The following is a 21,192-nucleotide window of genomic DNA, read 5'->3' as shown; positions in this document are numbered from 1 at the left end:
CCTCCTTTGGTTGATCGCTTGAGTTCAGTCGCCGGACTCGGCCAGGCACACGTGCTCAGCGGCCCGCATGCCGTCCGCCGCGGCGGAGAGAATGCCGCCGGCGTATCCGGCCCCCTCTCCGCAGGGGTATAGCCCCCGCAGGGCGGACTGATATGTCTCGTCCCGGGGAATGCGGACGGGGGAGGAAGAACGGCTCTCCACGGCGGTGAGCACGGCGTCCGGATCGTCGTAGCCCCGGAGCTTGCGGCCCAGGACCGGCAGGGCCTGGGCCAGGGTGTCTGCCACGAAGGGGGGCAGACACTGGTGCAGGTCCGTCCAGGTGACGCCGGGGCGATAGCTGGGGCGTACCCGGCCGGGACCGGTGGAGGGGCGTCCCGCCAGGAAGTCCTCCACCCGCTGGGCAGGGGCACGGTAATCGCCGCCGCCCAGGGAAAAGGCCGCCTCTTCCAGCTTCCGCTGAAACGCCACGCCTGCCAGCACGTCGCCGTCGCCGCCGAAGTCCTCCGGCGTGACGTTTACCAAAAAGCCGCCGTTGATGTTCTCCTTGTCCCGGGCGAAGGCGCTCATGCCGTTGGTGACCACCCGGCCTTCCTCCGAGGCGGCGGCCACCACCTCACCGCCGGGGCAGACGCAGAAGGAGTAAGCCGCACGGCCGTTTTCCAGGTGACAGGAGAGTTTGTAGCTGGCGGCGGGCAGGCCGGGGTGTCCGGCATAGCGCTTGTACTGGGCGGCGTCGCAGTCGCTTTGCCGGTGCTCGATGCGCACGCCCACAGCGAAGGGTTTGGCCTCCATGGGAACCCCCAGATCCCGCAGCATGAAAAACGTGTCCCGGGCAGAGTGGCCGGGGCAGAGGATCAATCGGCGGCAGGGCAGCGTCTCCAGACCGTGGGGGGTTTCCACGGTGATGCCGGTCACGGCACCGCCCTCAGTCCGGATGCCGCAAAGACGGTGCTCAAAGCGGATATCCGCCCCCAGGGACAAAAGCTCCTGCCTTAGGCCTACCAGGGCGACGTGGAGAAAGTCGGTGCCCACATGGGGCTTGGCGTCAATCAGAATATCCTCCGGCGCGCCGCATGCTACCAGCGTCTCCAGAATGAAGCGGTGGCGCACATCCCGGGTGCCGGTGTTGAGCTTGCCGTCGGAAAAGGCACCGGCGCCGCCCTCCCCGAACTGCACGTTGGACCCCGGGTCCAGCACGCCGGTGCGCCAGAAGCGCTCCACATCTTCCTTGCGCTGTTCCACGCTGCGGCCCCGCTCCAGCAAAATCGGCTTCATGCCCGCCCGGGCCAGCACCAGCGCGGCGAACAGGCCTGCCGGTCCCGCGCCTGTCACCACCGGAGGAATGTCGGGGGCGGGACGGGGCTCGGGCAGCGTGTAGGACGGCACCGGCACCGCACGGGAGACCTTCTTGCTGTGGCAGCGTTTCACCACTGCCGCCTCATCCCGGACGGAGACCTCCACCGCGTACACCAGGCGCACGTCCTCCCGGGCGTCCACACTGCGCCGTACCACCCGAAGATCAGTCAGGTCCTTTTCCCGTACCTTTAAAATTCGGGCGACTTCCCTGGTCAGCCCCTCCATACCGTCTCCCGGCGAGAGCTTGACGTTTTCCACTTTCAGCATGGCGTTGCTCCTTTTCAGCCACAGATTTCATCTGAAATATCATACCACAGTTCTCTCCGGCGGCAAACACCTTTTTGACGCCGCACCCGCCGGAGATTCGTTCAAAGTTCCTTTAAAATGTTTTCAGGCATTTTTAAGCTTGCCACCCTATACTGAAGCCAGACAAACGGAAAGAGTTCATAAAACGTGCAAAACCGTTTCACACATTCGACATGATTTCCTGTTATTCTCTGTTCTGCAAAAGAGAAATACGGGATACATAATAGGAGGAATCGATTATGTATAACGACGAACAGAATCTGTATCACTACACATACCGCAAAGACGGCAGCGAGCCCCAGGGCGAGAAGATGGAGCCCGTGGAGTCCGTGCCCGGCGGTGACACCGGGAAAAACGAACCTGTCCAGGAGATGAAGCCTGTGAAAAAGAATCGTCTTGGAGTCAAGATCGCGGCGCTGGGCCTTTGCTGTGCGCTGCTGGGCGGTGCCGTGGGCGGCGGCGTGGCCTGGGCTGCCGGCGGCAGTTCCACCAGCATCAATGTTTCCAGCCGTCCCGCCACAGAGGTATCCCTCAAGACTGTGGACGGCAAGACGGAGATGAGTGACGCGGAGGTCTATGCCGCCAACGTCAACAGCGTGGTGTCCATCAATACCACGGGCACCTCCGGCACCAACTTCTTCGGTCAGCCGGTACAGACCGCCTCCGCCGGCTCCGGCTTCGTCCTCACCAAGGACGGCTATATCGTCACCAACTACCATGTGGTGGAAGGGGCCGACACCGTGAAGGTCACCATGTACAACGGCGATGAGTACGATGCCAAGTATGTGGGCGGAGACGAGGACTACGATATCGCCGTCATCAAGGTGGAGGCAGATGATCTCCAGCCTGTCACCGTGGGCGACAGCGACACCCTGAATGTGGGCGACCACGTGCTGGCCATCGGCAACCCCCTGGGCGAGCTGACCTTCTCCATGTCCGGCGGCATGGTCTCCAGTGTGAACCGTGCCATCAACGTCTCCGGCACTCCCTTCAACATGATCCAGACCGATACGTCCATCAACCCCGGCAACTCCGGCGGCCCGCTGCTCAACAGCTACGGCGAGGTGGTGGGCATCGTGTCCGCCAAGTACTCCAGCGACTCCAACAGTGAGACCGTGGAGGGCCTGGGCTTCGCCATCCCCATCAACGACGTGATCGCCATGATCCAGGACATCATGACCAATGGCTATGTGACCAACAAGCCCTATCTGGGCATTACCGGCGGCTCCATGACCGAGCAGATGGCCGCCCAGTACCGCTACGATGTCACCACCGGCGTATTTGTCTACTCTGTGGAAGAGGGCAGCGCCGCGGATAAGGCGGGCCTCAAGATGGGCGACGTGATCACCAAGGTGGGCGACACGGACATTGCGACCATGGATGATCTCAACGTGGTGAAAAAGCAGTACTCCGCCGGCGACACCGCCACGTTCACCATCTACCGGGACGGCAAGGAAATGACGGTGGATGTCACGTGGGACGCGGTGCCTGCCCAGGACCAGTCCAACGACAGCTCCCAGACCCAGACGGAGCAGAACAGCACCCAGGACGGCAGCGCCGTGGACCCCTACGATCTGTTTGACTACTTCTTCGGCGGCCGCTACAACGGCAACGCCTATCGTCAGGCGGGCTGAGAAAGCCTCTTTCCATCCGCTGAGGGCGGTCTGCGGCAATCGCTGCGGAAATGCAAAACCGCCGTGCGACAGGGGAGCGGAAAGTTTCAGAATAGAGACAGAATAAAAAAACAGGGCACATCTTGTTACAAGATGTGCCCTGTTTTCGTCTTATAACATGAAGTGCCGCAGGCGCCTGTGCACCTTGCGGAATTTACCGGGAGAAATTCAGCCCGTTCAGGAAATGATACAGGCAGACAAGCGAGGAGGAGACATTCATGAGATCCATGCGGCGGTGGGCTGCGGTTTTGACCTTGGTGCTGGCAATCCATCTGATGCTGCCGGCCCGGGCGGGGGCTGTGAAGCTGGTGGCCATCACATTTGACGACGGGCCCAACAAGACCTGGACGCCACAGGTGGTGGAGGCGCTGAACCAGCGCGGTGTGAAGGGCACCTTTTTCATGGTGGGCGGCTGGGTGGCCACCAAGGAGGCACTGGTGCAGCAGATGATCCAACAGGGGCATCAGGTGGCCAACCACACCTGGGAACACCTGAATCTGAAGGGGCTTTCTGCGGACGAAGTGCGTACGCAGGTGGAAAAGAGCCGTGAAAAGCTGGCGGAGGTCACCGGACAGAACAATTTCCTGGTTCGGACGCCCTTCGGCGTGCGGACGGATACCGTGCGCGCAGCCCTGAATGCGCCGCTGATCCTGTGGAGTCAGGACCCGGCCAAGGGACAGCAGGTGCCGGGGGACAAGATGGCCCGCTCGGTCATCAGCACCATCCGCGACGGCGACATCATTTTGCTTCACGACAGTACCGAGGCCAATCTGGATGCCGCCTGCCGCATTATTGACGCGCTCCAGCCCAGGGGATATGACTTCGTGACGGTGGACGAGCTGTTCCGGCTGCGGGGTGTGACGCCGCAAAACGGCGTGATTTATAAAAGCGTACCGCCTCAGGGCGGCGATCCCCAGGCTTACGATGAAAGCCGCCTGCAGGAGCACTGGGCCTTTCCCGCCATCTCCGTCATGGAGGAGAAGGGAATCATGACCGGAGACGACAGCGGATGGCACCCCAACCGCTATCTCAGCCGCGCCGCTGCGGCGGAGGCCCTGTGGCGGGCGGCTGGATGCCCGAAGCCGGACAGAGTGTCCGATTTCCGGGACGTGCCCCGAAACGCCTGGTACGCCCAGGCGGTAGACTGGGCGGAGGAAACCGGCGTATCCAGGGGCACGGGCTGGGGATGCTATTCTCCGTCCGGTGCGGTGACCCGGCAGCAGTTCTATGTCATGGCGGACCGGCTGATCCGGCAGACCAAGACGGTGGGAACAGCGGGAACCGCCCGGCGCTATGAGGACAGCTTCCGGGTCAGCGGCTGGGCCTGCGACGCGGTCGACGACATTACCGGCCTGGGCTTTTCCTCCGTCAATGACCGGGAGCTGCTCCGCCCCGGTGATCCCATCACCCGGGGGGAGGCGGCGGAGCTTCTGGCCTGGTACCTGACACTGCAATAAGACGACCAAAGGAGAGATCTCCGCGCCTGAGACGGCGCGGAGATTTTTGTATACAGGGAACATTTCCGGGGACAAGACCGTGTTATAGTTGAAAGCGCTTTTGAAAACCAAGGGCAGGAGGGGAGATATGCAGCAGCGGGAGGAATTTTTGCGCGTGGCCATGCGGGAGCACGGGGACGCGGTATATCGGCTGGCGCTGTGCCGGATGCAGAACGGCTCCGACGCGGAGGATGTATATCAGGATGTGTTTTTGCGGCTATTCCAGCAGCCGGACCGGAGGTGGGAGCCTGCACACCTGCGGGCGTGGCTGCTGCGCACCACCGTGAACCGGTGCACAGATCTGCACAGGCGGAAAAAGCTCCATCCCCAGCTTTCTCTGGAAGCGCTGAGTGAAAAAGCGGCGGAGCAGAGCGGTGCGTCGGAGCTGTGGGCCGCCGTGGGGCAGCTGCCGCCGCCCATGCGCACGGTGGTGCACCTCTATTATGGGGAGGGCTATCAGACAGAGGAGATCGCAAAGCTCCTCCGGTGCCCGGCCGCCACCGTACGCACCCGGCTGCGCAGAGCCAGAATCAAGCTGAGAGATCTGTTGGGAGGGGACGAATATGAAGCAGAATCCGTACCGTGAGATGGTCAATCACATCCATGCTCCGTCGGAACTGAGCGAGCAGGTACTCCGCGCAGCCGCGAAAGAGGTCAGCACCGGAAAGCGGCGCTTTGCCCGGGGCATACGCTATGGCGTGTGCGCAGCCTGCGCGGTGCTGGCGGCACTGGCGCTGGTTTTGTATCCGCAGCCGGAGGGAACGGGCTCCGGGGTGGGCCTGGGCCTGACCGCCTACGCCGCGGATACCGGCACGGCCTACGGTGCCGGGGCCAACGCCACGTTGGTGTTTGCAGCGGAGTCAGACCTTCCCGGAGAAGACGGATGCTATACCGGGAGCCTTTTCCAGGTGACCGGGGAGAATGTGGAGACGCTCACCCTTTCCCTGAGCCGGGGAGAGCTGTACCGCTGGCGGGACGGCGAGACGGTCCGGCTGGGACAGTTGGTCACAGAGAATTACGATCCTGCAGTGCGCTACGGGTTTTGGGTGGAGGACGGCACGACACCGGCCGGCCTGGACACCCTGGACGGGGCGGTGCTGACCGTCACGGCTGCATATGCGGACGGAGCGGAGGAGAGACAGACATACGACCTGTCCACGGGGCTTTTGCGCCGGGAGCAGACGCCGGACGGTGCCCGGCTTCTGGAGCCGGCGCTGACGGGGGACGTGGGTGCTTTTTCCTATGGGATCTATGCCGCCTCCGCCCAGGAGAGCCGGTTCTTCCAGTGGCCGGTTGCGGGGGCGGATACCGTCAGCATGAGCAACCCCTTCGGCGCGGTGGGCAAGGCCACCGGTGCCGTCCACCACGGCATCGATATCCCCGGCCGCAGCGGTATGTCCGTTACGGCTGCGGCGGACGGCACCGTGCGGGAGACCGGCTTTGACCCGGAGCGGGGGAACTATCTGGTTCTGGATCACGGCGGCGGGCTGACCACGGTGTATGCCCAGTGCCGGGAGGTGCTGGTGGAAGAGGGGCAGTCCGTCCGGGCGGGCGAGGCGGTGGCCTGCCTGGGCTCTGCGGGCATGTCCACCGGTGCGCACCTTTGCTTCCAGGTGTGGCAGGACGGTACGGCGCAAAACCCGGTGGCCTATTTTGAAAGCAGTGTGCGCCGCCAGCTCAAAATGGCATAAAACGCGGCATTCCCCGGAACAACAGGTTCCGGGGAATGGTTTTTCTACGGCTCCGGCAGGCGGAAGATCTCCTCCACCGGGGCACCCAGCAGCCTGCCAAGGCGCATGGCCAGGCCCAGCGTGGGGTCGTATTTGTCGTTTTCGATGGCGTTGATGGTCTGGCGGGTGACGCCCAGGGCCCGGGCCAGATCTTCCTGAGTCAACCCCGCCGCCTTGCGCAGTGCGCGGATGTTGTTTTCCATCAGAGGGCCAGCTCCAAGATGCTGCCCAGCAGCCAGATGGACAGCAGGACGATGACGACCACGACGACCATGGTTTTCCACAGGGCACCCTCTGCCTCCGTATCCCCTGCCCTGGCCCGGCAGATCAGGATCGCTGTGTCATGAACCCCCTCCTGCGTAATCAGGAGCAAAAGCGGCAGGTTGATGCGGCCCAATATTTCCTGCCTTGCCAGACCGGCCCTCCAGCCCCACAGTACCTCAGCCGCGCACCAGAGAAATAAAACGGCCTCACTGTACCGGTAGGCCCACCGGGCGGCCGTCCGCTCGATATGCACTTCCATCTCGTCCATTTTCTTACGCTTCATGAAAAGCTCCTTCCACCCTGCGATTTGGCGTTTCCCCATTGGATCTTCCGGGGTCATGTTCCCAAGCACCAGGCCAGCAGAGCACTCAGCACTACCAGCGCCGCCGCCATGACGGCGCACAGGACCAGACTGCGTCTGCCGTCCTGGTCGCCCACCCGAATTTTTCCGGCCTGGACCGCAAAGAAATAGATGAGGTTCTGGAAGATGAGCAGATACATAGGGGCGGTCATGCGCCCGGTGCGGATACTGCCCCAGATCCCCCACACCGCCAGCACCAGCACGTCTGCCAGCCAGGCCCACCGCAAGGCCCGCAGCTGGATATGAAGCTCCATCTCATCCATCTTCCTCATCGGGAGCACCTCCTTCAAAATGTCAAAAGTTTTTTACATTTTTAATTTATACCTGTACTAACAAAATGTCAAGAACTTTTTACATTTTCTTTTCCTTGCACTTTCCAGTGGAAAATGGTACAATACAGAGTCGAAAATACGGCAAAGGAGATTTGCTTTTTATGAAATTAGGTATCGTAGGACTGCCCAACGTGGGAAAATCCACCCTGTTCAACGCCATTACCAATGCCGGTGCCGAGAGCGCCAACTACCCCTTCTGCACCATTGACCCCAACGTGGGCATGGTGGCCGTGCCCGACGAGCGTCTGGACAAGCTGGCCGAGATGTATGAGCCGGACAAAAAGACCCCCGCCGTCATTGAGTTTGTGGATATCGCCGGTCTGGTGAAAGGGGCCAGCCAGGGCGCGGGCCTTGGCAACAAGTTCCTGGCCAACATCCGGGAGACGGATGCCATCGTCCATGTGGTGCGCTGCTTTGACGACGAGAATATCATGCACGTGGTGGCCGATGCGGGCACCAATGTGCCTGTGGACCCCAAGGGCGACATCGAGACCATCGACCTGGAGCTCATCATGGCGGACCTGGAGATGGTGAACCGCCGGATCGACCGGGCCACCAAGGCCGCCAAGGGCGACAAGAAATTCCTCCACGAGGTGGAGGTGTTCAAGGGCCTGGCCGAGCACCTCAACGCCGGTAAGTCCGCCCGAACCTACGAGTGCTCCGACGAGGACATGGCCCTCATTGCCACCTCGGATCTCCTGAGCCTCAAGCCCATCATCTACGCTGCCAATACCGATGAGGAGGGCTTTACCCATCTGGATGCCAACCCCTATTACCAGCAGGTCAAGGCCATCGCCGATGCTGAGGGTGCCCAGGTGCTGCCCATCTGCGCCAAGCTGGAGCAGGACATCGCCGAGCTGGAGGGCGAGGAAAAGCAGATGTTCCTGGAGGAACTGGGGGTGGAAGAGTCCGGCCTGGACCGACTCATCAAGTGTTCCTACGCGCTGCTGGGCCTCATTTCCTTCCTGACCTACGGCAAGGATGAGTGCCGCGCCTGGACCATTAAGAAGGGCACCAAGGCGCCCCAGGCCGCCGGCAAGATCCACTCCGATATCGAGCGTGGCTTCATCCGGGCGGAGGTCATTGCCTTCGAGGACATGATCAAGTGCGGCAGCGTGAACGCGGCCAAGGAAAAGGGCCTGCTGCGCAGCGAGGGCAAGGAGTATGTGGTCCAGGACGGCGATATGATCTACTTCCGCTTCAACGTCTGAGCCATGACCGGAGAAGAGAGACTGGCGGCCTACGACCGCATGTATGCCGACCTTCTGAAAGAGCGGGACAAGGTGCTTGCAGACATGGACAAGCTCCGGGCCGCCGAGAAAAACCGGGGCGCCACCTACCAGCAGTTGCTGGCCCAGAAGCTGACGGTACAGAATCTGATCGGCCGGTTTGAGATCTACGGCATCCGGGAAGAAAAGTAAAAAACATCCCCCGAAGCTGCGGCTTCGGGGGATGTTTTTTATTCGTGAATTTTCAGCTCCAGCACGTCGGGCCGGGCATAGTGGCCGCAGCCGTCGAATTCCATGCGGCTGGCGGGCACCTGCTCCATATCCAGATCGGCGTAGATGATGGCCTCTTTGTCCCACACGGGCTCGGTCACATAGTGGCCGTAGGGGTCCACCACGCAGCTGCCGCCCCGGCAGACAATGTCACTCAGCCGGGCGATCTCCTCGGGGCAGTGCAGGTCCTTGGGATACATGTCCCGGGTGAAGTACATGTCGCAGTTGATGAAGAAGCAGTGGCCCTCGATGGCGATGTGGCGGATGGTGGCCTGCCACTCCTCGTTGTCATTGGTGTTGGGAGAGAGGTAGAGAGTCACACCCTTTTCGTACAGGGCCACCCGGGCCAGAGGCATGTAGCTCTCCCAGCAGATCATGCTGCCCATGGGCCCCCAGGGGGTCTGGGCCATGGGGAAGTAATCCCGGTTGGCGTCGCCCCACACCACCCGCTCGGCGCCGGTGGGCTTGAGCTTGCGGTGAACGGTAACCAGTTCACCCTCCGGAGAGAATACCAGGTTGGTGTTGTAGAGCGTAGCGGACAGGGCGTCCCGCTCGCTGACGCCGATGCTTACCCAGGCGTTTGCGGCCTTGGCTGCCTGCCCCAGGCGCTCCGTCTCCGGGCCGGGCACCAGAATGGAGTTGTCATAGTAGACCTTCCAGTCCTTGCGGCCGTCCGCGTTGCGGCTGCCCACGGTAAAGCCGAAGGTCATGCCGTAGGGATAGCCGGGGATGAACAGCTCGGGGAAGACGATCAGCTCGGCGCCTTTGCCGGCGGCCTCGGCAATGAGGCCCAGGGCCTTGTCCGTGCAGGCGTCCTTGCAGAACATAACGGGGGCGGCCTGCACCACCGCGATCTTGCACACGGGTTTCAAGTCTTTCATGGGGGCTCCTTTCCTTCGCCCGTATCCCGGGCGGGGTGTTGTCTTGTGCCGCCGGCTGCCCCGGCAGCAGGTCTGTTCCTATCCTACCTGATTCGGCCTGCCGGCGCAAGAGGAGCGTACAGGCTTTTGCAGGAAAAGAAGAAAATAAAAATTATGAAGCATTGATTTTCATATTGACTTTCATAAAATTAAAGTTTATATTCATTTTATGAAAGGCGGTGGGGTGATGACATCGATTCCGGAATGGATGGAGGGACTGGAGGACGAGGATCTGTCCTTCATCAAAAAATTCGTGCTTGCGTCAGGGTCGCTGAAGGAGGTGGCGTCGGTTTACGGCGTCAGCTATCCCACGGTGCGGCTGCGGCTGGACCGGCTCATCCAGAAGATCCAGCTGGCGGAGTCCGCGGAGCCGGATGAGTACGTGGCGCTGGTCAAGCGTCTGGCCGTGGACGACAAGCTGGATGTGGAGACGGCCAAGCTCCTGATCGGGGCCTATCGAAAAACGAAGGAGGGAACGTAAGATGGCGTTTGCGGCGAGAGCGACGATCGTTCTGGCGGTGGTGATGCTGGTATTTGTGGTGGGCGGCATTTTCCTGGAGATCTTCCTGGCACGAAGAAAAGCAAAATGGCCTGGGCTGGTGCTGCCAGGACTGACGTTTTTGTATGCCCTGGTCTTGGCCTGCAATATCTCGGCCGTGGGAGAGGGCTTCCCGTGGGCGGCTTTGCTGGGGACTCTGGTGCTGGGCAATATCCCCACCGTCATCCTGCTGGCCATCTACTTTGCCTGTCGGGAAAAGCAGGGAAGAGACAGGGAGCAGGACAAAATGCGCATTGAGGATCTTTGAATCCCGGATGCAAAAAAGAGGCGCTTCCCATGGGAAGCGCCTCTTTTTCATTTACCAGACTGCCACCTGGCCGTCGCTGCGGGGCTCGCTGGCACCGCACAGGACGCCTTCGTCGTTGCGCCAGATGATCTCGCCGCGGCCGAAGCCGATGGGGTCGGCCTTGACCACGATGTCGTGGCCGGCCCGCTGGAGGGCCTGGGCCAGATCATTGGGGAAGGACTGCTCCACCTCAATGGTGTTGCCGCCCACCCACTGCCAGCGGGGGTGATCCAGGGCCGCCTGGGGGTTCATGCCGTATTCCACGGTGTTGAGCACCACCTGCAGATGGCCCTGGGGCTGCATGAAGCCGCCCATGACGCCGAAGGGTCCCACGGGCTTGCCGTCTTTGCACAGGAAGCCGGGGATGATGGTGTGATAGGGCCGCTTGCCCGGAGCCACGCAGTTGTCGCTCTCCGGGTCCATGGAGAAGTTGTTGCCCCGGTTCTGCATGGCGATGCCGGTGCCCGGCACCACCACGCCGGAGCCGAAGCCCATGTAGTTGGACTGGATGTAGGAGATCATGTTGCCCTCACCGTCGGCGGCGCACATGTACACCGTGCCGCCCCGAATGGGGTCCCCGGGCTCAGGCAGCCGGGCCCGGTCACCGATGCAGGCCCGGCGCTGGGCGGCATACTCGTCGCTGAGGAGCCGCTCCACGGGCACGGTCATGTAGTCGGGGTCAGCGACATAGCGGCGGGCGTCGGCAAAGGCCAGCTTCATGGCCTCCAGCTGCAGATGGGTGCTGCGGAAGGAATCCACAGGACCCAGGTCCAGCTCCTTGAGGATGTTCAGTGCCATGAGGGTGGAGATACCGTGGCCGTTGGGCGGGATCTCGCAGACGTCGTAGCCCTTGTAGTTGACGGAGATGGGCTCCACCCACTGGGGCTGGTAGGCCGCCAGGTCCTCTTTGCGCAGGAAGCTGTCAAACTGACGGAAGTAGGCATCGATCTTGTCGGCCAGGGCGCCCCGGTAGAAGCTCTCGGCATTGGTGGCGCCGATCTCCCGGAGCGTGGCGGCATGGTCCTTCAAAACCAGCACGTCGCCGGGACCCAGGCACTTGCCGCCGGGCAGGAAGGTATCGAACCAGCCCTGGACGCTTTTGTCCGTCTCAATGGCCTTGCTGAACTTGGCAAGGTTTCTGGGCCAGCCGCTGCCCACGGCGGGCTGGAGCACATAGCCCTCCTCGGCGTACCGGGCGGCGGGCTCCACCACCTGGGACAGGGGCAGACGGCCGAAGCGCTTGGAAAGGGCGGCCCAGCCGGCGGGGGTGCCGGGCACGGTGACCGGCAGCATGCCCAGCACGGGCATTTCCTTGAAGCCCCGGGACTGGAGCGCCTCCAGTGTCATGGCGGCGGGAGCCGGGCCGCTGGCGTTGAGGCCGTAGAGCTTGTCCTTCACCCACACCAGGGCGAAGGCGTCGGAGCCGATGCCGTTGGCGGTGGGCTCCACCACCGTCAGCGCGGCGGCGGTGGCGATCATGGCGTCGATGGCATTGCCGCCCTGCTTGAGAATTTCCAGACCCGCCTGGGCGGCCAGGGGGTTGGCGGTAGCCACCATGCCCCGCCGGCCGTAGACCACGCTGCGGCGGGAGGCATAGGGGTAGGACATGGCGTCAAAGGAGAAATTCATGGGATCATTGCTCCTTTCTCACAGAATGGAGGCAAAGATGCCTGCCACGATGATGGAAAGGGTGGTGACGGAGGCGAGACCGGCCACAACGAAGCGGGGCATGATCTTGCCCAGGACGTACTCCTTTTCCTCCTCGTTCTCCGCCAGGGCCAGGGCTACTTCGTTGGAGATGAGATAGGTGGAGGGGAAGCCCAGCATCTGGCACATGGCAATGCCGAAGGACAGGCTCCGGGAGCCCATGATCTTCCAGCAGGGCAGCACGCACATGATGACCAGAGAGGCAATGATGGTGGCGGCGAAGATGACCACCACATAGAACGCCAGCGTGGCGATGTCGCCGATGGAGATGTTGGCCAGAGCGGGAATGATGGCGGCGAACACCACCATGGTGATGAGGCCCGAGGCCTTGCCCTTGTCCAGCACCTTGGAGGGGATCAGACCCGTCTCACACAGCACCACAGACAGCACCAGGGCGATGATGGAGTAGTTGATGGGAGTGACGGTGCCCAGCCACACGGAGATGAAGCCGCCGAACACGGTGATGAAAATGCAGGTGTTGGAGGTATAGAACCGGTCGTGCTTTTCGCAGAACTTCACCTTCTGCTTGCCGTCCTTGGGAGCGGGGGAAGCGGAGAGGGTGATGCCCTGGGCCTTCTTCTCCCGGTACTCGGCCAGCAGATGACGGGCCTCGATGAGGCCGCAGCGGGAGACGATGGGCGTGCCCACGAACTTCTGCACGGCAAAGACCACGGCAGGCAGCATGGCGGCCAGGGTCAGGCCCTTGGCCACGGCGGCGTCGGTCATGATCTGGGTGGCCACCAGAGCGCCGTTGATGACGGGGATGCTCACCAGAGCGGCGTCCCGGCCGATCAGGGGGATCACCAGCAAAATGCCGATGACGGCGGCGGCCATACCGATGACGGAGGTGACCACGGTGCGCCATTCATCCAGCAGCTGGCGCAGGTTGATCATGGTGCCCATGTGGAACACCAGCATGGGGGTGGCCCAGCTGGAGGCGGCGGTCAGGCCGGCCTGGTCAATGATGTCAGAGGGGATGACCTTAAACAAGAACAGCAGCAAAAAGCTGATCAGAACCACGAAAATGGACGACAGCTTTGCCTTGGTCCAGATGCCGAGCCAGTCACCGATGACGAACAGACCCAGCACGATGGAAAAATAGAGCATATACCCAAGCATATGTTTCCCTCCCGTATGTGTTTTTTTGATAATGGGTTATCGTTGATGATAAAGTGCCGGGCGGAAAAAATCCAATAGTCCCTGCTGATAATTGATAAGAAAAACAAATCGTTTTTGAAAAGTGTGTGTTATAATGTAAAAAAATCCTTGAGGAGCGGACAACATGGAGCTGTATCAATTAAGGTATTTCGTCAAGGCGGCGGAGATGGAGCATATGACCCGGGCGGCCCGGGAGCTGAATTTGTCGGAGCCGGCCCTCAGCCGGGTGATCCGGCAGCTGGAGGAGGAACTGGGGACCAAGCTCTTCGAGCGGCGGGGGCGGAGCATCGTGCTCACAGAGAGCGGAAATCTGCTGCAGACCCGGGCCAATGAGATGCTCAAGCACATGGATGACATCCGGGCGGAGCTGCGGGGCATCCAGCAGGAACACCAGCCCGTGCGGCTGGTGGCCCGTGCGGCGGCCAGCCTGCTGCCGGACCTGCTGACCGGGTTCTGCGGGCAGAATCCGGACGTGGCTGTCAGTGTGGTGCAAAATGACAACAATATGATCCGCAATCAGGAGTACGACCTGATGATCGGCTCCACGCTGATCCATCCGCCCAAATACTCCAGTGTGGAGCTGGTGGAGGACCCCTTCCGGGTATGGCTGCCCCGGGAGCACCCTCTGGCGGCGGGCGAGTCGGTCCGCCTGGCCGACCTGACGGGACAGCCCATGATCGGCCTGACGCCCAACCGGTTCATCAGCGCCATCTTGCAGCAGGTGCTGGAGGAGTTCAGCGTGCGGGTGCGCCGGCCTATTTACAGCGACGACCCGCTGATGATCCGCAATCTGGTGGAGCGGGGGATGGGGTTTGCCATCGTGCCGGTCTACACCCTGCGGACCCAGGACAAGGCGGGCATCCGGGAGCTCCCCATCCAAGAGAGCGTGCCCTGTTTGCGTCTGGTGCTCTCCTGGAAGAAGGAGTCCTATCAGCCCGAGCCGGTGCGGCGGCTGCGGCGGTTCATCGTGGAGTATTTCCGGGATCTGTCCCGGTCCGGAGAGACGTAAAAGGACCCGGCCCTGATGCCGTAAGGCATCAGGGCCGGGTCCTTTTCGCATGTTTATTCCCGCGCGCGGGGCAGGTTCCAGCGGTAGTGGGCGGAGAGAAAGCGGATGAGCACCACCGCGCCGGCGCCGGTGAGGATGGCGGCCACCTCGCCCGCCGGGCGCCACAGCCCGGCACATAGCAGCGCACCGGCCAGGGAGGCGCAGGCGTAAATGTGCTTGACGAAGATGTAGGGCATGTCGCCTGCCATCACGTCCCGCAGTACGCCGCCGCCTACACCGGTGACCACGCCTACGAATACCAGCAGAAACAGCGTGGGCTCGGGAGTGGAGCTCCAGGCAATGCGGATACCCACCACGGTGAAAATCCCAAGGCCCAGAGAGTCCAGAACCAGCATGGAAAGATCATAGAGCCGCTGGTCCCACATAAGCAGGCGGCGGATCCGGGGTAAAAACAGCACCAGGGAAGTCACCAGAGCCACTATGGCATAGATGGGGCTGAGAAAGGTGGCCGGCGGGGTGTTGCCCAAGATCACATCCCGGATGACGCCGCCGCCCACGGCGGTGGTCAATCCCAGAATGCACACGCCAAACAGGTCCATGCCCTTTTTCAGTCCGGTCATGGCGCCGGAGGCGGCGAAGGCCATGGTGCCCGCCAGTTCCAGAATCAGAATGAATGTCTCCACGCGGCACCTCTTACACGCCGCCCTGACGTACCATCTCCATAAAGGCGCTGGCCGCCGCCGTGGGGGCCACGTCCCGGAGGGTGCACATGTCCACGCTGCGGGCGGGGATCTCAAAATCTGTTTTCAAAAGACGGATGTCTCCGCTGCCCAGGGCGTCCTGAACAAATTCCAGGGTGACGCCCGCCACGCCCAGTCCGATTTTGGCCAGGGATACCAGCAGCTGCCGGGAGGAGAGCTCAATCTCCGGCGTGAGGGACACACCGCTTTTCAAAAACTCCTGCTCCAGAAACACCCGGCTGCTGGCCTTGCGCTCCAGCAGGATCAGGGGAAAGGCGGCGATCTCCTGACGGGTGTAGCGGTGGCCGAAGTCACAGGGGTAGCCGCTGCCCGCCACAAAAGCCGAGTGGGTGGCAAAGCAGGGCCAGCACTCCAGGGCGCTGTCTGACGGGGAGGAGGCAAAGGCAATGTCCACGGCGCCGGACTTGAGTAAGCTGAGCACTTTGGCGCTGCGTCCGCTGACGATCTTGAGCCGGATGCCCGGGTGCTGGCGGTGGAAGGCATCCAGATAGGCGGTGAGGAAGAAGCTGGTCACCGTGTCGCTGGCGCCGATGACCAGCGTGCCCAGCAGCAGCTGCTGGGCCTGGGAGAGCTTGTCCTCTCCGGTGGCGATGAGCCCCAGGGCGCTGCGGACATACTGGTAGAGCATCTGTCCCTCTCCGGTCAGGGTAACGCCCCGGGGGCTGCGGGCGAACAGCCGGGCCTGCAGGGCGTTTTCCAGCTGCTTGACGGACTGGCTTACCGCCGACTGGGAAATATAGAGATTCCTGGCGGCCACGGAGATATTGCCGGTCTCGGCAACTTCCTTGAACACGCGGTACAGCTCCAGCTTCACTGCCATGGGGGTTCCTCCTGTAATCAGAATCGCTTATTGCACGCTCCCCATTATAAGCAAGAAGACGGGGAAAGGCAACGGGCCTGCAAAAAAATTAGGGAAGCCTTTGCGAAAACCACGGGGATTTGCTATACTGATACCCAATTGAATGAAAAGGAGCTTTGCTATGCGCTGGGACAACATCATCTGGGACTTCGACGGGACGCTGTTCGATACCTATCCGCCCATGTGCCGGGATTTACAGTCGGTGATGGCGGCGCTGGGCGTTCTGCTGCCTCTGGAGGATCTGCTGGCGCATTTTACCCGCTCCCAGGGAGCGGTGCTGGACTACTGTGCCGCCCAGGCGGGGGTGGACGCGGCGGAGGTGGACCGGGTGTACCGGGACTATGTGGCCAAAAACGGACAGCCCAGGGCGCTGCCTTTCCCCCATGCGGAGGAATTTCTGCGCCGCTTTCAGGCGGCGGGAGGACGGAACTTCATCTTCACCCATCGCAGTGGTTCCGTCCACCAGTATCTGGCCGGGGCGGGCCTGACAGAATATTTTCAGGACGTGGTGTCCGCCACCACCCGGTTTGCACGCAAGCCGGACCCGGCGGGGAATCTCTACCTCCTTTCGGCCCACGGCCTGGACCCCAGCCGCACGGTGGCGGTAGGCGACCGGGAGCTGGACATGCTGGCGGCAAAGAACGCGGGCATCGACGGATGCCTGTTTACGCCGGACGGAGCAATGGACGGGGACACCTGTGCCCGGTGGCGCATCCGCTCCCTGGCGGAGCTGGACGCCCTGGTGGGACTGCCGGAAGAGGAGGCACGCTGATGGAATATCACATTCTGGCGGTGGGCGACGTGGTGATGGAGCCGGGCCTAAAGCACCTGGAGCGTCACCTGCGCACACTGAAAAAACTGAAAAACATCGCATTCACTGTGGTCAACGGCGAAAATGCCGCCGGTGTGGGACTGACGGAGGAGCAGGCCTGGCGTATTTACGATGCCGGCGCCGATGTGGTGACGCTGGGCAACCACGCCTTTGGGAAAAGCCAGATCGGGACGCTGCTGGACGAGGCATCCTGGTTGCTGCGGCCTGCCAATTACGCCGCCCGGACGCCGGGCCGGGGCTGCGGCATCTACGATCTGGGCCCGGTACAGATCCGGGTGATGAATCTCATCGGCCGGTGCGATCTTGCCTGGGGAGCGGACAACCCCTTTACCACGGCCGACCGCCTGCTGGAGCGGGACAAAGCCGCCTTTACCCTGGTGGACTTCCACGCGGAGGCCACCAGCGAAAAGCTGGCCATGGGCTACTATCTGGACGGCCGGGTCAGTGCCCTTTGGGGCACCCACACCCATGTGCCCACCGCCGATGAGCGGGTGTACCCCAAGGGCACCGGCTACATTACGGACCTGGGCATGACCGGGGCGGCGGAGTCCGTGCTGGGCATCCGGCCCGAGCAGTCGGTGGAGGGCTTTTTGGGAGGCCTGCCGGGCCGCTACCAGGCACCCCAGGGACCCTGTAAGCTCCAGGGTGCCATTTTTACGCTGGACAGCACAACGGGACTGTGCACCGCCGTGGAGCGGGTGGACATCCGCTGAGCATAGAAATCCCTGTGAAAGGTAAGGAGAAAGCAATATGTCAATTGAAAAAGTGAGAGCGTATTTCCGAAATTTGGGTATGGAAGAGCGGATTCGGGAGTTTTCCGTCTCCTCCGCCACGGTGGAGCTGGCGGCGGTGGCCGTGGGCGTGGAAGGCGCCCGGATCGCCAAGAGCCTGAGCTTCAAGGTGGACGACCATCCCATTATCATCGTGGTGGCCGGTGACGCCAAGGTGGACAACAGCCGCTATAAGGCCTATTTCCACACCAAGGCCAAGATGCTCACCCACGAGGAAGCCCACGAGCGCATCGGCCACGACGTGGGCGGTGTGTGCCCCTTTGCCCTGCCGGAGGACGTGAAAGTGTACCTGGACGTCTCCCTCAAGCGGTTTGAGACGGTGTTCCCTGCTGCCGGCAGCGACAACAGCGCCATTGAGCTGACCTGTGAGGAGCTGGAGCGGTGTGCCTCTAACTTCGTGGAATGGGTGGACGTGTGCAAGGGATGGCGTCCGGAAGAGCAGCAGGCGTAAGGCATGTTCCAGTTTCTTCACGGGGCGGACTTCCATCTGGACAGCCCCTTTTCCGCCCTGCCGCCGGAGCAGGCGGCTCAGCGGCGCCGGGAGAGCCGGGCCATGGTGGGCCGGCTGGCGGACTATGTGAATGCCAGAAACATCCCGCTGGTGCTGCTGGCCGGCGACCTGCTGGACTCCGGCAGCGTCTACCGGGACACTGCCGAGCAGCTCTCCGCCGCCCTGGGCCGTATGAACGCCCAGGTGTACATCGCTCCCGGCAACCACGATTTCTACGTGCCCGGCGGACTGTGGGACACGGTGGCCTGGCCGGATAATGTCCATATTTTCCGTTCCGGGCACATGGAGGCCATGGAGGTCCCCGGACTGGGCGCCGTGGTCCACGGGGCGGCCTTTACCGCTCCCGAGCAGGCGGACAGTCTGCTGACGGGCTTTTCCGCCCCGGCGGACGGAAGGGTCCACCTGGGCCTTTTGCACGGGGAGGCGGAGCCCTCTGTCCGGCGCTATGACCCCATCGCCAAAGAGGAGATCGCCGCCAGCGGCCTTGCGTATCTGGCTCTGGGCCACATCCACAAGCGGGCGCAGCCGCAGCGCTGCGGCAGGACGCTGTACGCCTGGCCTGGCTGCCCGGAGGGGCGGGGCTTTGACGAGACGGGGGAAAAGGGCGTCTTATGCGGCACCGTATCGGGCGACGGCGGCGTAACGCTGGAGTTTGTCCCCGTTGCCCGCCGCCGCTACGAATACCTGACCGTGGACGTTACGGGGCAGGAAGTTTTCAAAGCGGTGGAGCAGGCGCTGCCCGGCGGCACGGAAAACGATCTTTACCGGCTGGTGCTCACCGGTGAAACCGGTTCTGCCGGCGTGGATGTGCGGGCGCTGGAGGCGTCCCTTGCAGGGCGGTTCTATGCTCTGGAGGTGCGGGACGAGACGCGCATGGCAGAGGATGTGTGGGCCCGGGCCGGGGAGGAATCCCTGCGGGGGCTGTTTCTGCGCACGCTGCGGGAAAAGCTGGATGCCGCCCCCGATGACGAGGCCCGGCGGCGCATTACCCTGGCGGCCCGGCTGGGACTGGCGGCCCTGGATCACAGAGAACTGGAGTAAAGTACCATGAAACGAATCCTTTTGATCGGCACGGGCGGGACCATTGCCTCCGCGGTGACGGACAGCGGCCTTGCGCCGGAGCTGACCACGAGCCAGCTGCTGGAGCACCTTCCGGAGGTGTCTGATATCTGCCGGGTGGAGTGCATGCAGCTTCTGAACCTGGACAGCACCAATGTGGGGCCGTCCCACTGGAAGCTCATGAGCCAGTGCATCCGCCGGTATTACGACGATTACGACGGCTTTGTCATTACCCACGGCACCGACACCATGGCCTATTCCGCCGCGGCGCTGAGCTACCTCATCCAGCAAAGCCCCAAGCCCATTGTGCTGACAGGGGCCCAGAAGCCCATGGGCTTTGACTCCACCGACTCCAAGGTCAACCTCACCGACGCGCTGTGCTGCGCCACAGAGGATGTGCCGGGGGTGTCCATTGTCTTCAACGGAAAGGTGATTCTGGGAACCCGGGCGAAAAAGACCCGGTCCAAGAGTTTCCGGGCCTTTTCCAGCATCAATTTCCCGGTGCTGGGAATTTTGCGGGACGGCGTGCTGCTGCAGTTCATCCGCCCGGAGTGCGCCGATGCCCCGGTGTTTTACGACGACCTGGACGACCGTGTGGCGCTGATGAAGCTGGTGCCCGGCGCGGACCGGCGGCAGGCGGACTTCCTGCTTGAGCACAACGACGCGCTGATCATCGAGAGCTTTGGTGTGGGCGGACTGCCGGAAAACGGCGGCTTTTTTGAGTGCGTGCGGGACTGGATGGCCCGGGGCAGGACGGTGGTGATGACCACGCAGGTGGAAAATGAGGGCAGCGACCTGGGCGTGTATCACGTGGGACACCGGCTGAAAAACACGCTGGGGGTCCTGGAGGCCTATGATATGACCACGGAGGCGGTAACGGCAAAGCTCATGTGGATTCTGGGCATCACGAAGGAGCGGACCGAAGTGGAGCGGCTGTTCTATACCCCGGTGGCCAGGGATATCCTGTGGCCGGGGGAGTAGGCGCCGCCCCGGTCCGGCACAGGTTCCCGGGAAGAAGAAAAATGTGCTCTTGACAAGGACAGCACACCGTGCTATAGTGAGTCTCGATTTCAAAAAGCGTTGAAGAGGACGCTGCCCGGGAATGACACCAGAGAGGGACCGCCGCTGGCTGTAAGCGGCCCTTGCCGGAACCGGAGCATGCCACCGCCTCGGAGCTGCCCACCGAAATGTAGGCTGGGACGGGTTCTCCCGTTATAGAGGACACGAGCGGCATCTTTTTAGGATGCAAGCAGGGTGGAACCGTGGAATACGTTTTCGTATCTCACCCCTGATCTTTCAGGGGTGAGATTTTTTTTCACCCCTCAAAACAAGGAGGAAATCAACATGTCTGAGGAAAACCTGTATACGTTTGAAAATGAGGAGTACCGCCGCACGTACTGGCATACCTGCTCCCATGTGCTGGCCCAGGCCGTCAAGCGGCTCTATCCCGAGGTGAAGCTGGCCATCGGCCCGTCCATTGAAGAGGGCTTCTACTATGATATGGACTCTCCGTTCCCCTTTACCCCCGAGATCATGGAGAAGATCGAGGCGGAAATGCGGAAGATCTGCAAGGAGAAGCTGAAGCTGGAGCGCTTTGAGCTGCCCCGGGAAGAGGCCATCAAGTTCATGGAGGAAAAGAATGAGCCCTACAAGGTGGAGCTGATCCAGGATCTGCCGGAGGACGCCCACATCTCCTTCTACAAGCAGGGCGAGTTCACCGACC

23 protein-coding genes and 1 pseudogene are annotated in these 21,192 nt (G+C 62.2%); 15 read left to right on the top strand and 9 right to left on the bottom strand.

Annotated elements, in window-relative coordinates:
* Positions 1-24: 24 nt before the first annotated feature.
* Positions 25-1,623 carry an NAD(P)/FAD-dependent oxidoreductase gene (locus QZS13_RS04195; RefSeq protein WP_295585872.1) on the bottom strand — a complete coding sequence of 533 codons (1,599 nt, stop codon included), beginning with the start codon at positions 1,621-1,623 and terminating at the stop codon, positions 25-27.
* A 278-nt stretch (positions 1,624-1,901) separates the two neighbouring features.
* Here QZS13_RS04195 and QZS13_RS04190 point away from each other — a divergent pair, with 278 nt between their 5' ends.
* From QZS13_RS04190 to QZS13_RS04175, 4 genes are all read left to right on the top strand, one after another.
* Positions 1,902-3,296 (top strand): S1C family serine protease, encoded by a 1,395-nt coding sequence (locus QZS13_RS04190; RefSeq protein WP_295585868.1) that lies wholly within the window; start codon positions 1,902-1,904, stop codon positions 3,294-3,296.
* A gap of 257 nt (positions 3,297-3,553) precedes the next feature.
* Positions 3,554-4,792: a polysaccharide deacetylase family protein gene (locus QZS13_RS04185; protein ID WP_295585866.1), complete on the top strand. Its 1,239-nt coding sequence runs from the start codon at positions 3,554-3,556 to the stop codon at positions 4,790-4,792.
* Between the two features lie 127 nt (positions 4,793-4,919).
* Positions 4,920-5,417 carry an RNA polymerase sigma factor gene (locus QZS13_RS04180; protein WP_295585864.1) on the top strand — a complete coding sequence of 166 codons (498 nt, stop codon included), beginning with the start codon at positions 4,920-4,922 and terminating at the stop codon, positions 5,415-5,417.
* Positions 5,395-6,522 carry a M23 family metallopeptidase gene (locus QZS13_RS04175; RefSeq protein WP_295585861.1) on the top strand — a complete coding sequence of 376 codons (1,128 nt, stop codon included), beginning with the start codon at positions 5,395-5,397 and terminating at the stop codon, positions 6,520-6,522. Before QZS13_RS04180 ends, QZS13_RS04175 begins: the two co-directional genes overlap by 23 nt.
* Positions 6,523-6,566: 44 nt before the next feature.
* On the opposite strand, the gene QZS13_RS04170 is transcribed toward QZS13_RS04175, so the two are convergent.
* Genes QZS13_RS04170 through QZS13_RS04160 form a run of 3 tightly spaced genes read right to left on the bottom strand, consistent with a single transcriptional unit; the run spans position 6,567 to position 7,458 of the window.
* Positions 6,567-6,764, bottom strand: coding sequence for a helix-turn-helix transcriptional regulator (locus QZS13_RS04170; protein ID WP_295585858.1), 198 nt, complete (start codon positions 6,762-6,764; stop codon positions 6,567-6,569).
* Positions 6,764-7,108 carry a hypothetical protein gene (locus tag QZS13_RS04165; RefSeq protein ID WP_295585856.1) on the bottom strand — a complete coding sequence of 115 codons (345 nt, stop codon included), beginning with the start codon at positions 7,106-7,108 and terminating at the stop codon, positions 6,764-6,766. Before QZS13_RS04165 ends, QZS13_RS04170 begins: the two co-directional genes overlap by 1 nt.
* Positions 7,109-7,161: 53 nt before the next feature.
* Positions 7,162-7,458, bottom strand: a complete 297-nt coding sequence (locus QZS13_RS04160; RefSeq protein ID WP_295585854.1) for a hypothetical protein — start codon at positions 7,456-7,458, stop codon at positions 7,162-7,164.
* A 161-nt stretch (positions 7,459-7,619) separates the two neighbouring features.
* Here QZS13_RS04160 and ychF point away from each other — a divergent pair, with 161 nt between their 5' ends.
* Together ychF and QZS13_RS04150 are read left to right on the top strand one after the other, a co-directional pair.
* Positions 7,620-8,729 (top strand): redox-regulated ATPase YchF, encoded by a 1,110-nt coding sequence (ychF, locus tag QZS13_RS04155; RefSeq protein WP_295585851.1) that lies wholly within the window; start codon positions 7,620-7,622, stop codon positions 8,727-8,729.
* 3 nt (positions 8,730-8,732) lie between these two features.
* Positions 8,733-8,939, top strand: a complete 207-nt coding sequence (locus tag QZS13_RS04150) for a hypothetical protein (protein ID WP_295585849.1) — start codon at positions 8,733-8,735, stop codon at positions 8,937-8,939.
* A 38-nt stretch (positions 8,940-8,977) separates the two neighbouring features.
* Here the strand turns inward: QZS13_RS04150 and QZS13_RS04145 are convergent, their stop codons facing one another.
* A complete protein-coding gene (locus QZS13_RS04145; protein WP_295585847.1) occupies positions 8,978-9,898 on the bottom strand; it encodes a carbon-nitrogen hydrolase family protein in 921 nt (306 codons plus the stop codon).
* A 226-nt stretch (positions 9,899-10,124) separates the two neighbouring features.
* On the opposite strand from QZS13_RS04145, the gene QZS13_RS04140 reads away from it, so the two are divergent.
* Together QZS13_RS04140 and QZS13_RS04135 are read left to right on the top strand one after the other, a co-directional pair.
* Positions 10,125-10,418 carry a DUF2089 family protein gene (locus QZS13_RS04140; RefSeq protein ID WP_295585845.1) on the top strand — a complete coding sequence of 98 codons (294 nt, stop codon included), beginning with the start codon at positions 10,125-10,127 and terminating at the stop codon, positions 10,416-10,418.
* A gap of 1 nt (position 10,419) precedes the next feature.
* Positions 10,420-10,743, top strand: a complete 324-nt coding sequence (locus QZS13_RS04135; RefSeq protein ID WP_295585842.1) for a hypothetical protein — start codon at positions 10,420-10,422, stop codon at positions 10,741-10,743.
* Between the two features lie 51 nt (positions 10,744-10,794).
* On the opposite strand, the gene ggt is transcribed toward QZS13_RS04135, so the two are convergent.
* Together ggt and QZS13_RS04125 are read right to left on the bottom strand one after the other, a co-directional pair.
* Positions 10,795-12,411 (bottom strand): gamma-glutamyltransferase, encoded by a 1,617-nt coding sequence (gene ggt, locus QZS13_RS04130; protein WP_295585839.1) that lies wholly within the window; start codon positions 12,409-12,411, stop codon positions 10,795-10,797.
* 18 nt (positions 12,412-12,429) lie between these two features.
* Positions 12,430-13,608: a permease gene (locus QZS13_RS04125; protein ID WP_295585837.1), complete on the bottom strand. Its 1,179-nt coding sequence runs from the start codon at positions 13,606-13,608 to the stop codon at positions 12,430-12,432.
* A gap of 163 nt (positions 13,609-13,771) precedes the next feature.
* On the opposite strand from QZS13_RS04125, the gene QZS13_RS04120 reads away from it, so the two are divergent.
* Complete coding sequence (locus QZS13_RS04120; RefSeq protein ID WP_295585835.1) at positions 13,772-14,656, top strand: LysR family transcriptional regulator; 885 nt, start codon at positions 13,772-13,774, stop codon at positions 14,654-14,656.
* Between the two features lie 53 nt (positions 14,657-14,709).
* On the opposite strand, the gene QZS13_RS04115 is transcribed toward QZS13_RS04120, so the two are convergent.
* On the bottom strand, positions 14,710-15,339 hold the full coding sequence (locus QZS13_RS04115; RefSeq protein WP_295585833.1) for a trimeric intracellular cation channel family protein: 630 nt from the start codon (positions 15,337-15,339) through the stop codon (positions 14,710-14,712).
* Positions 15,340-15,349: 10 nt separating this feature from the next.
* Positions 15,350-16,237, bottom strand: coding sequence for a LysR family transcriptional regulator (locus QZS13_RS04110; RefSeq protein WP_295585831.1), 888 nt, complete (start codon positions 16,235-16,237; stop codon positions 15,350-15,352).
* 160 nt (positions 16,238-16,397) lie between these two features.
* Between QZS13_RS04110 and QZS13_RS04105 the strand changes: the two genes are divergently transcribed.
* The 6 genes and pseudogenes from QZS13_RS04105 to QZS13_RS04080 form a co-directional block, all read left to right on the top strand.
* A complete protein-coding gene (locus tag QZS13_RS04105) occupies positions 16,398-17,048 on the top strand; it encodes an HAD-IA family hydrolase (RefSeq protein ID WP_295585829.1) in 651 nt (216 codons plus the stop codon).
* Positions 17,048-17,821 carry a TIGR00282 family metallophosphoesterase gene (locus QZS13_RS04100; protein WP_295585827.1) on the top strand — a complete coding sequence of 258 codons (774 nt, stop codon included), beginning with the start codon at positions 17,048-17,050 and terminating at the stop codon, positions 17,819-17,821. Before QZS13_RS04105 ends, QZS13_RS04100 begins: the two co-directional genes overlap by 1 nt.
* A gap of 37 nt (positions 17,822-17,858) precedes the next feature.
* Positions 17,859-18,350 carry a YbaK/EbsC family protein gene (locus QZS13_RS04095; RefSeq protein WP_295585825.1) on the top strand — a complete coding sequence of 164 codons (492 nt, stop codon included), beginning with the start codon at positions 17,859-17,861 and terminating at the stop codon, positions 18,348-18,350.
* Positions 18,351-18,353: 3 nt separating this feature from the next.
* Entirely contained in the window at positions 18,354-19,451 is a 1,098-nt protein-coding gene (locus QZS13_RS04090; protein WP_295585823.1) for a DNA repair exonuclease, read from the top strand.
* A gap of 6 nt (positions 19,452-19,457) precedes the next feature.
* Positions 19,458-20,450 carry an asparaginase gene (locus tag QZS13_RS04085; RefSeq protein WP_295585821.1) on the top strand — a complete coding sequence of 331 codons (993 nt, stop codon included), beginning with the start codon at positions 19,458-19,460 and terminating at the stop codon, positions 20,448-20,450.
* A 363-nt stretch (positions 20,451-20,813) separates the two neighbouring features.
* Positions 20,814-21,192: pseudogene (locus QZS13_RS04080) on the top strand (threonine--tRNA ligase); the annotation flags it as partial.

The organism is uncultured Oscillibacter sp., assembly GCF_900546705.1.
Lineage (GTDB): Bacteria > Bacillota > Clostridia > Oscillospirales > Oscillospiraceae > Oscillibacter.
The sequence above is the reverse complement of the archived record's forward strand: the minus strand, read 5'-3'. Positions and strand labels throughout refer to the sequence as shown.

Coding starts and splice junctions, on each gene's coding strand:
- QZS13_RS04195 (WP_295585872.1), bottom strand. CDS start 1,623: ATGCTGAAAGTGGAAAACGTCAAGCTCTCGCCGGGAGACGGTATGGAG.
- QZS13_RS04190 (WP_295585868.1), top strand. CDS start 1,902: ATGTATAACGACGAACAGAATCTGTATCACTACACATACCGCAAAGAC.
- QZS13_RS04185 (WP_295585866.1), top strand. CDS start 3,554: ATGAGATCCATGCGGCGGTGGGCTGCGGTTTTGACCTTGGTGCTGGCA.
- QZS13_RS04180 (WP_295585864.1), top strand. CDS start 4,920: ATGCAGCAGCGGGAGGAATTTTTGCGCGTGGCCATGCGGGAGCACGGG.
- QZS13_RS04175 (WP_295585861.1), top strand. CDS start 5,395: ATGAAGCAGAATCCGTACCGTGAGATGGTCAATCACATCCATGCTCCG.
- QZS13_RS04170 (WP_295585858.1), bottom strand. CDS start 6,764: ATGGAAAACAACATCCGCGCACTGCGCAAGGCGGCGGGGTTGACTCAG.
- QZS13_RS04165 (WP_295585856.1), bottom strand. CDS start 7,108: ATGAAGCGTAAGAAAATGGACGAGATGGAAGTGCATATCGAGCGGACG.
- QZS13_RS04160 (WP_295585854.1), bottom strand. CDS start 7,458: ATGAGGAAGATGGATGAGATGGAGCTTCATATCCAGCTGCGGGCCTTG.
- ychF (WP_295585851.1), top strand. CDS start 7,620: ATGAAATTAGGTATCGTAGGACTGCCCAACGTGGGAAAATCCACCCTG.
- QZS13_RS04150 (WP_295585849.1), top strand. CDS start 8,733: ATGACCGGAGAAGAGAGACTGGCGGCCTACGACCGCATGTATGCCGAC.
- QZS13_RS04145 (WP_295585847.1), bottom strand. CDS start 9,898: ATGAAAGACTTGAAACCCGTGTGCAAGATCGCGGTGGTGCAGGCCGCC.
- QZS13_RS04140 (WP_295585845.1), top strand. CDS start 10,125: ATGACATCGATTCCGGAATGGATGGAGGGACTGGAGGACGAGGATCTG.
- QZS13_RS04135 (WP_295585842.1), top strand. CDS start 10,420: ATGGCGTTTGCGGCGAGAGCGACGATCGTTCTGGCGGTGGTGATGCTG.
- ggt (WP_295585839.1), bottom strand. CDS start 12,411: ATGAATTTCTCCTTTGACGCCATGTCCTACCCCTATGCCTCCCGCCGC.
- QZS13_RS04125 (WP_295585837.1), bottom strand. CDS start 13,608: ATGCTTGGGTATATGCTCTATTTTTCCATCGTGCTGGGTCTGTTCGTC.
- QZS13_RS04120 (WP_295585835.1), top strand. CDS start 13,772: ATGGAGCTGTATCAATTAAGGTATTTCGTCAAGGCGGCGGAGATGGAG.
- QZS13_RS04110 (WP_295585831.1), bottom strand. CDS start 16,237: ATGGCAGTGAAGCTGGAGCTGTACCGCGTGTTCAAGGAAGTTGCCGAG.
- QZS13_RS04105 (WP_295585829.1), top strand. CDS start 16,398: ATGCGCTGGGACAACATCATCTGGGACTTCGACGGGACGCTGTTCGAT.
- QZS13_RS04100 (WP_295585827.1), top strand. CDS start 17,048: ATGGAATATCACATTCTGGCGGTGGGCGACGTGGTGATGGAGCCGGGC.
- QZS13_RS04095 (WP_295585825.1), top strand. CDS start 17,859: ATGTCAATTGAAAAAGTGAGAGCGTATTTCCGAAATTTGGGTATGGAA.
- QZS13_RS04090 (WP_295585823.1), top strand. CDS start 18,354: ATGTTCCAGTTTCTTCACGGGGCGGACTTCCATCTGGACAGCCCCTTT.
- QZS13_RS04085 (WP_295585821.1), top strand. CDS start 19,458: ATGAAACGAATCCTTTTGATCGGCACGGGCGGGACCATTGCCTCCGCG.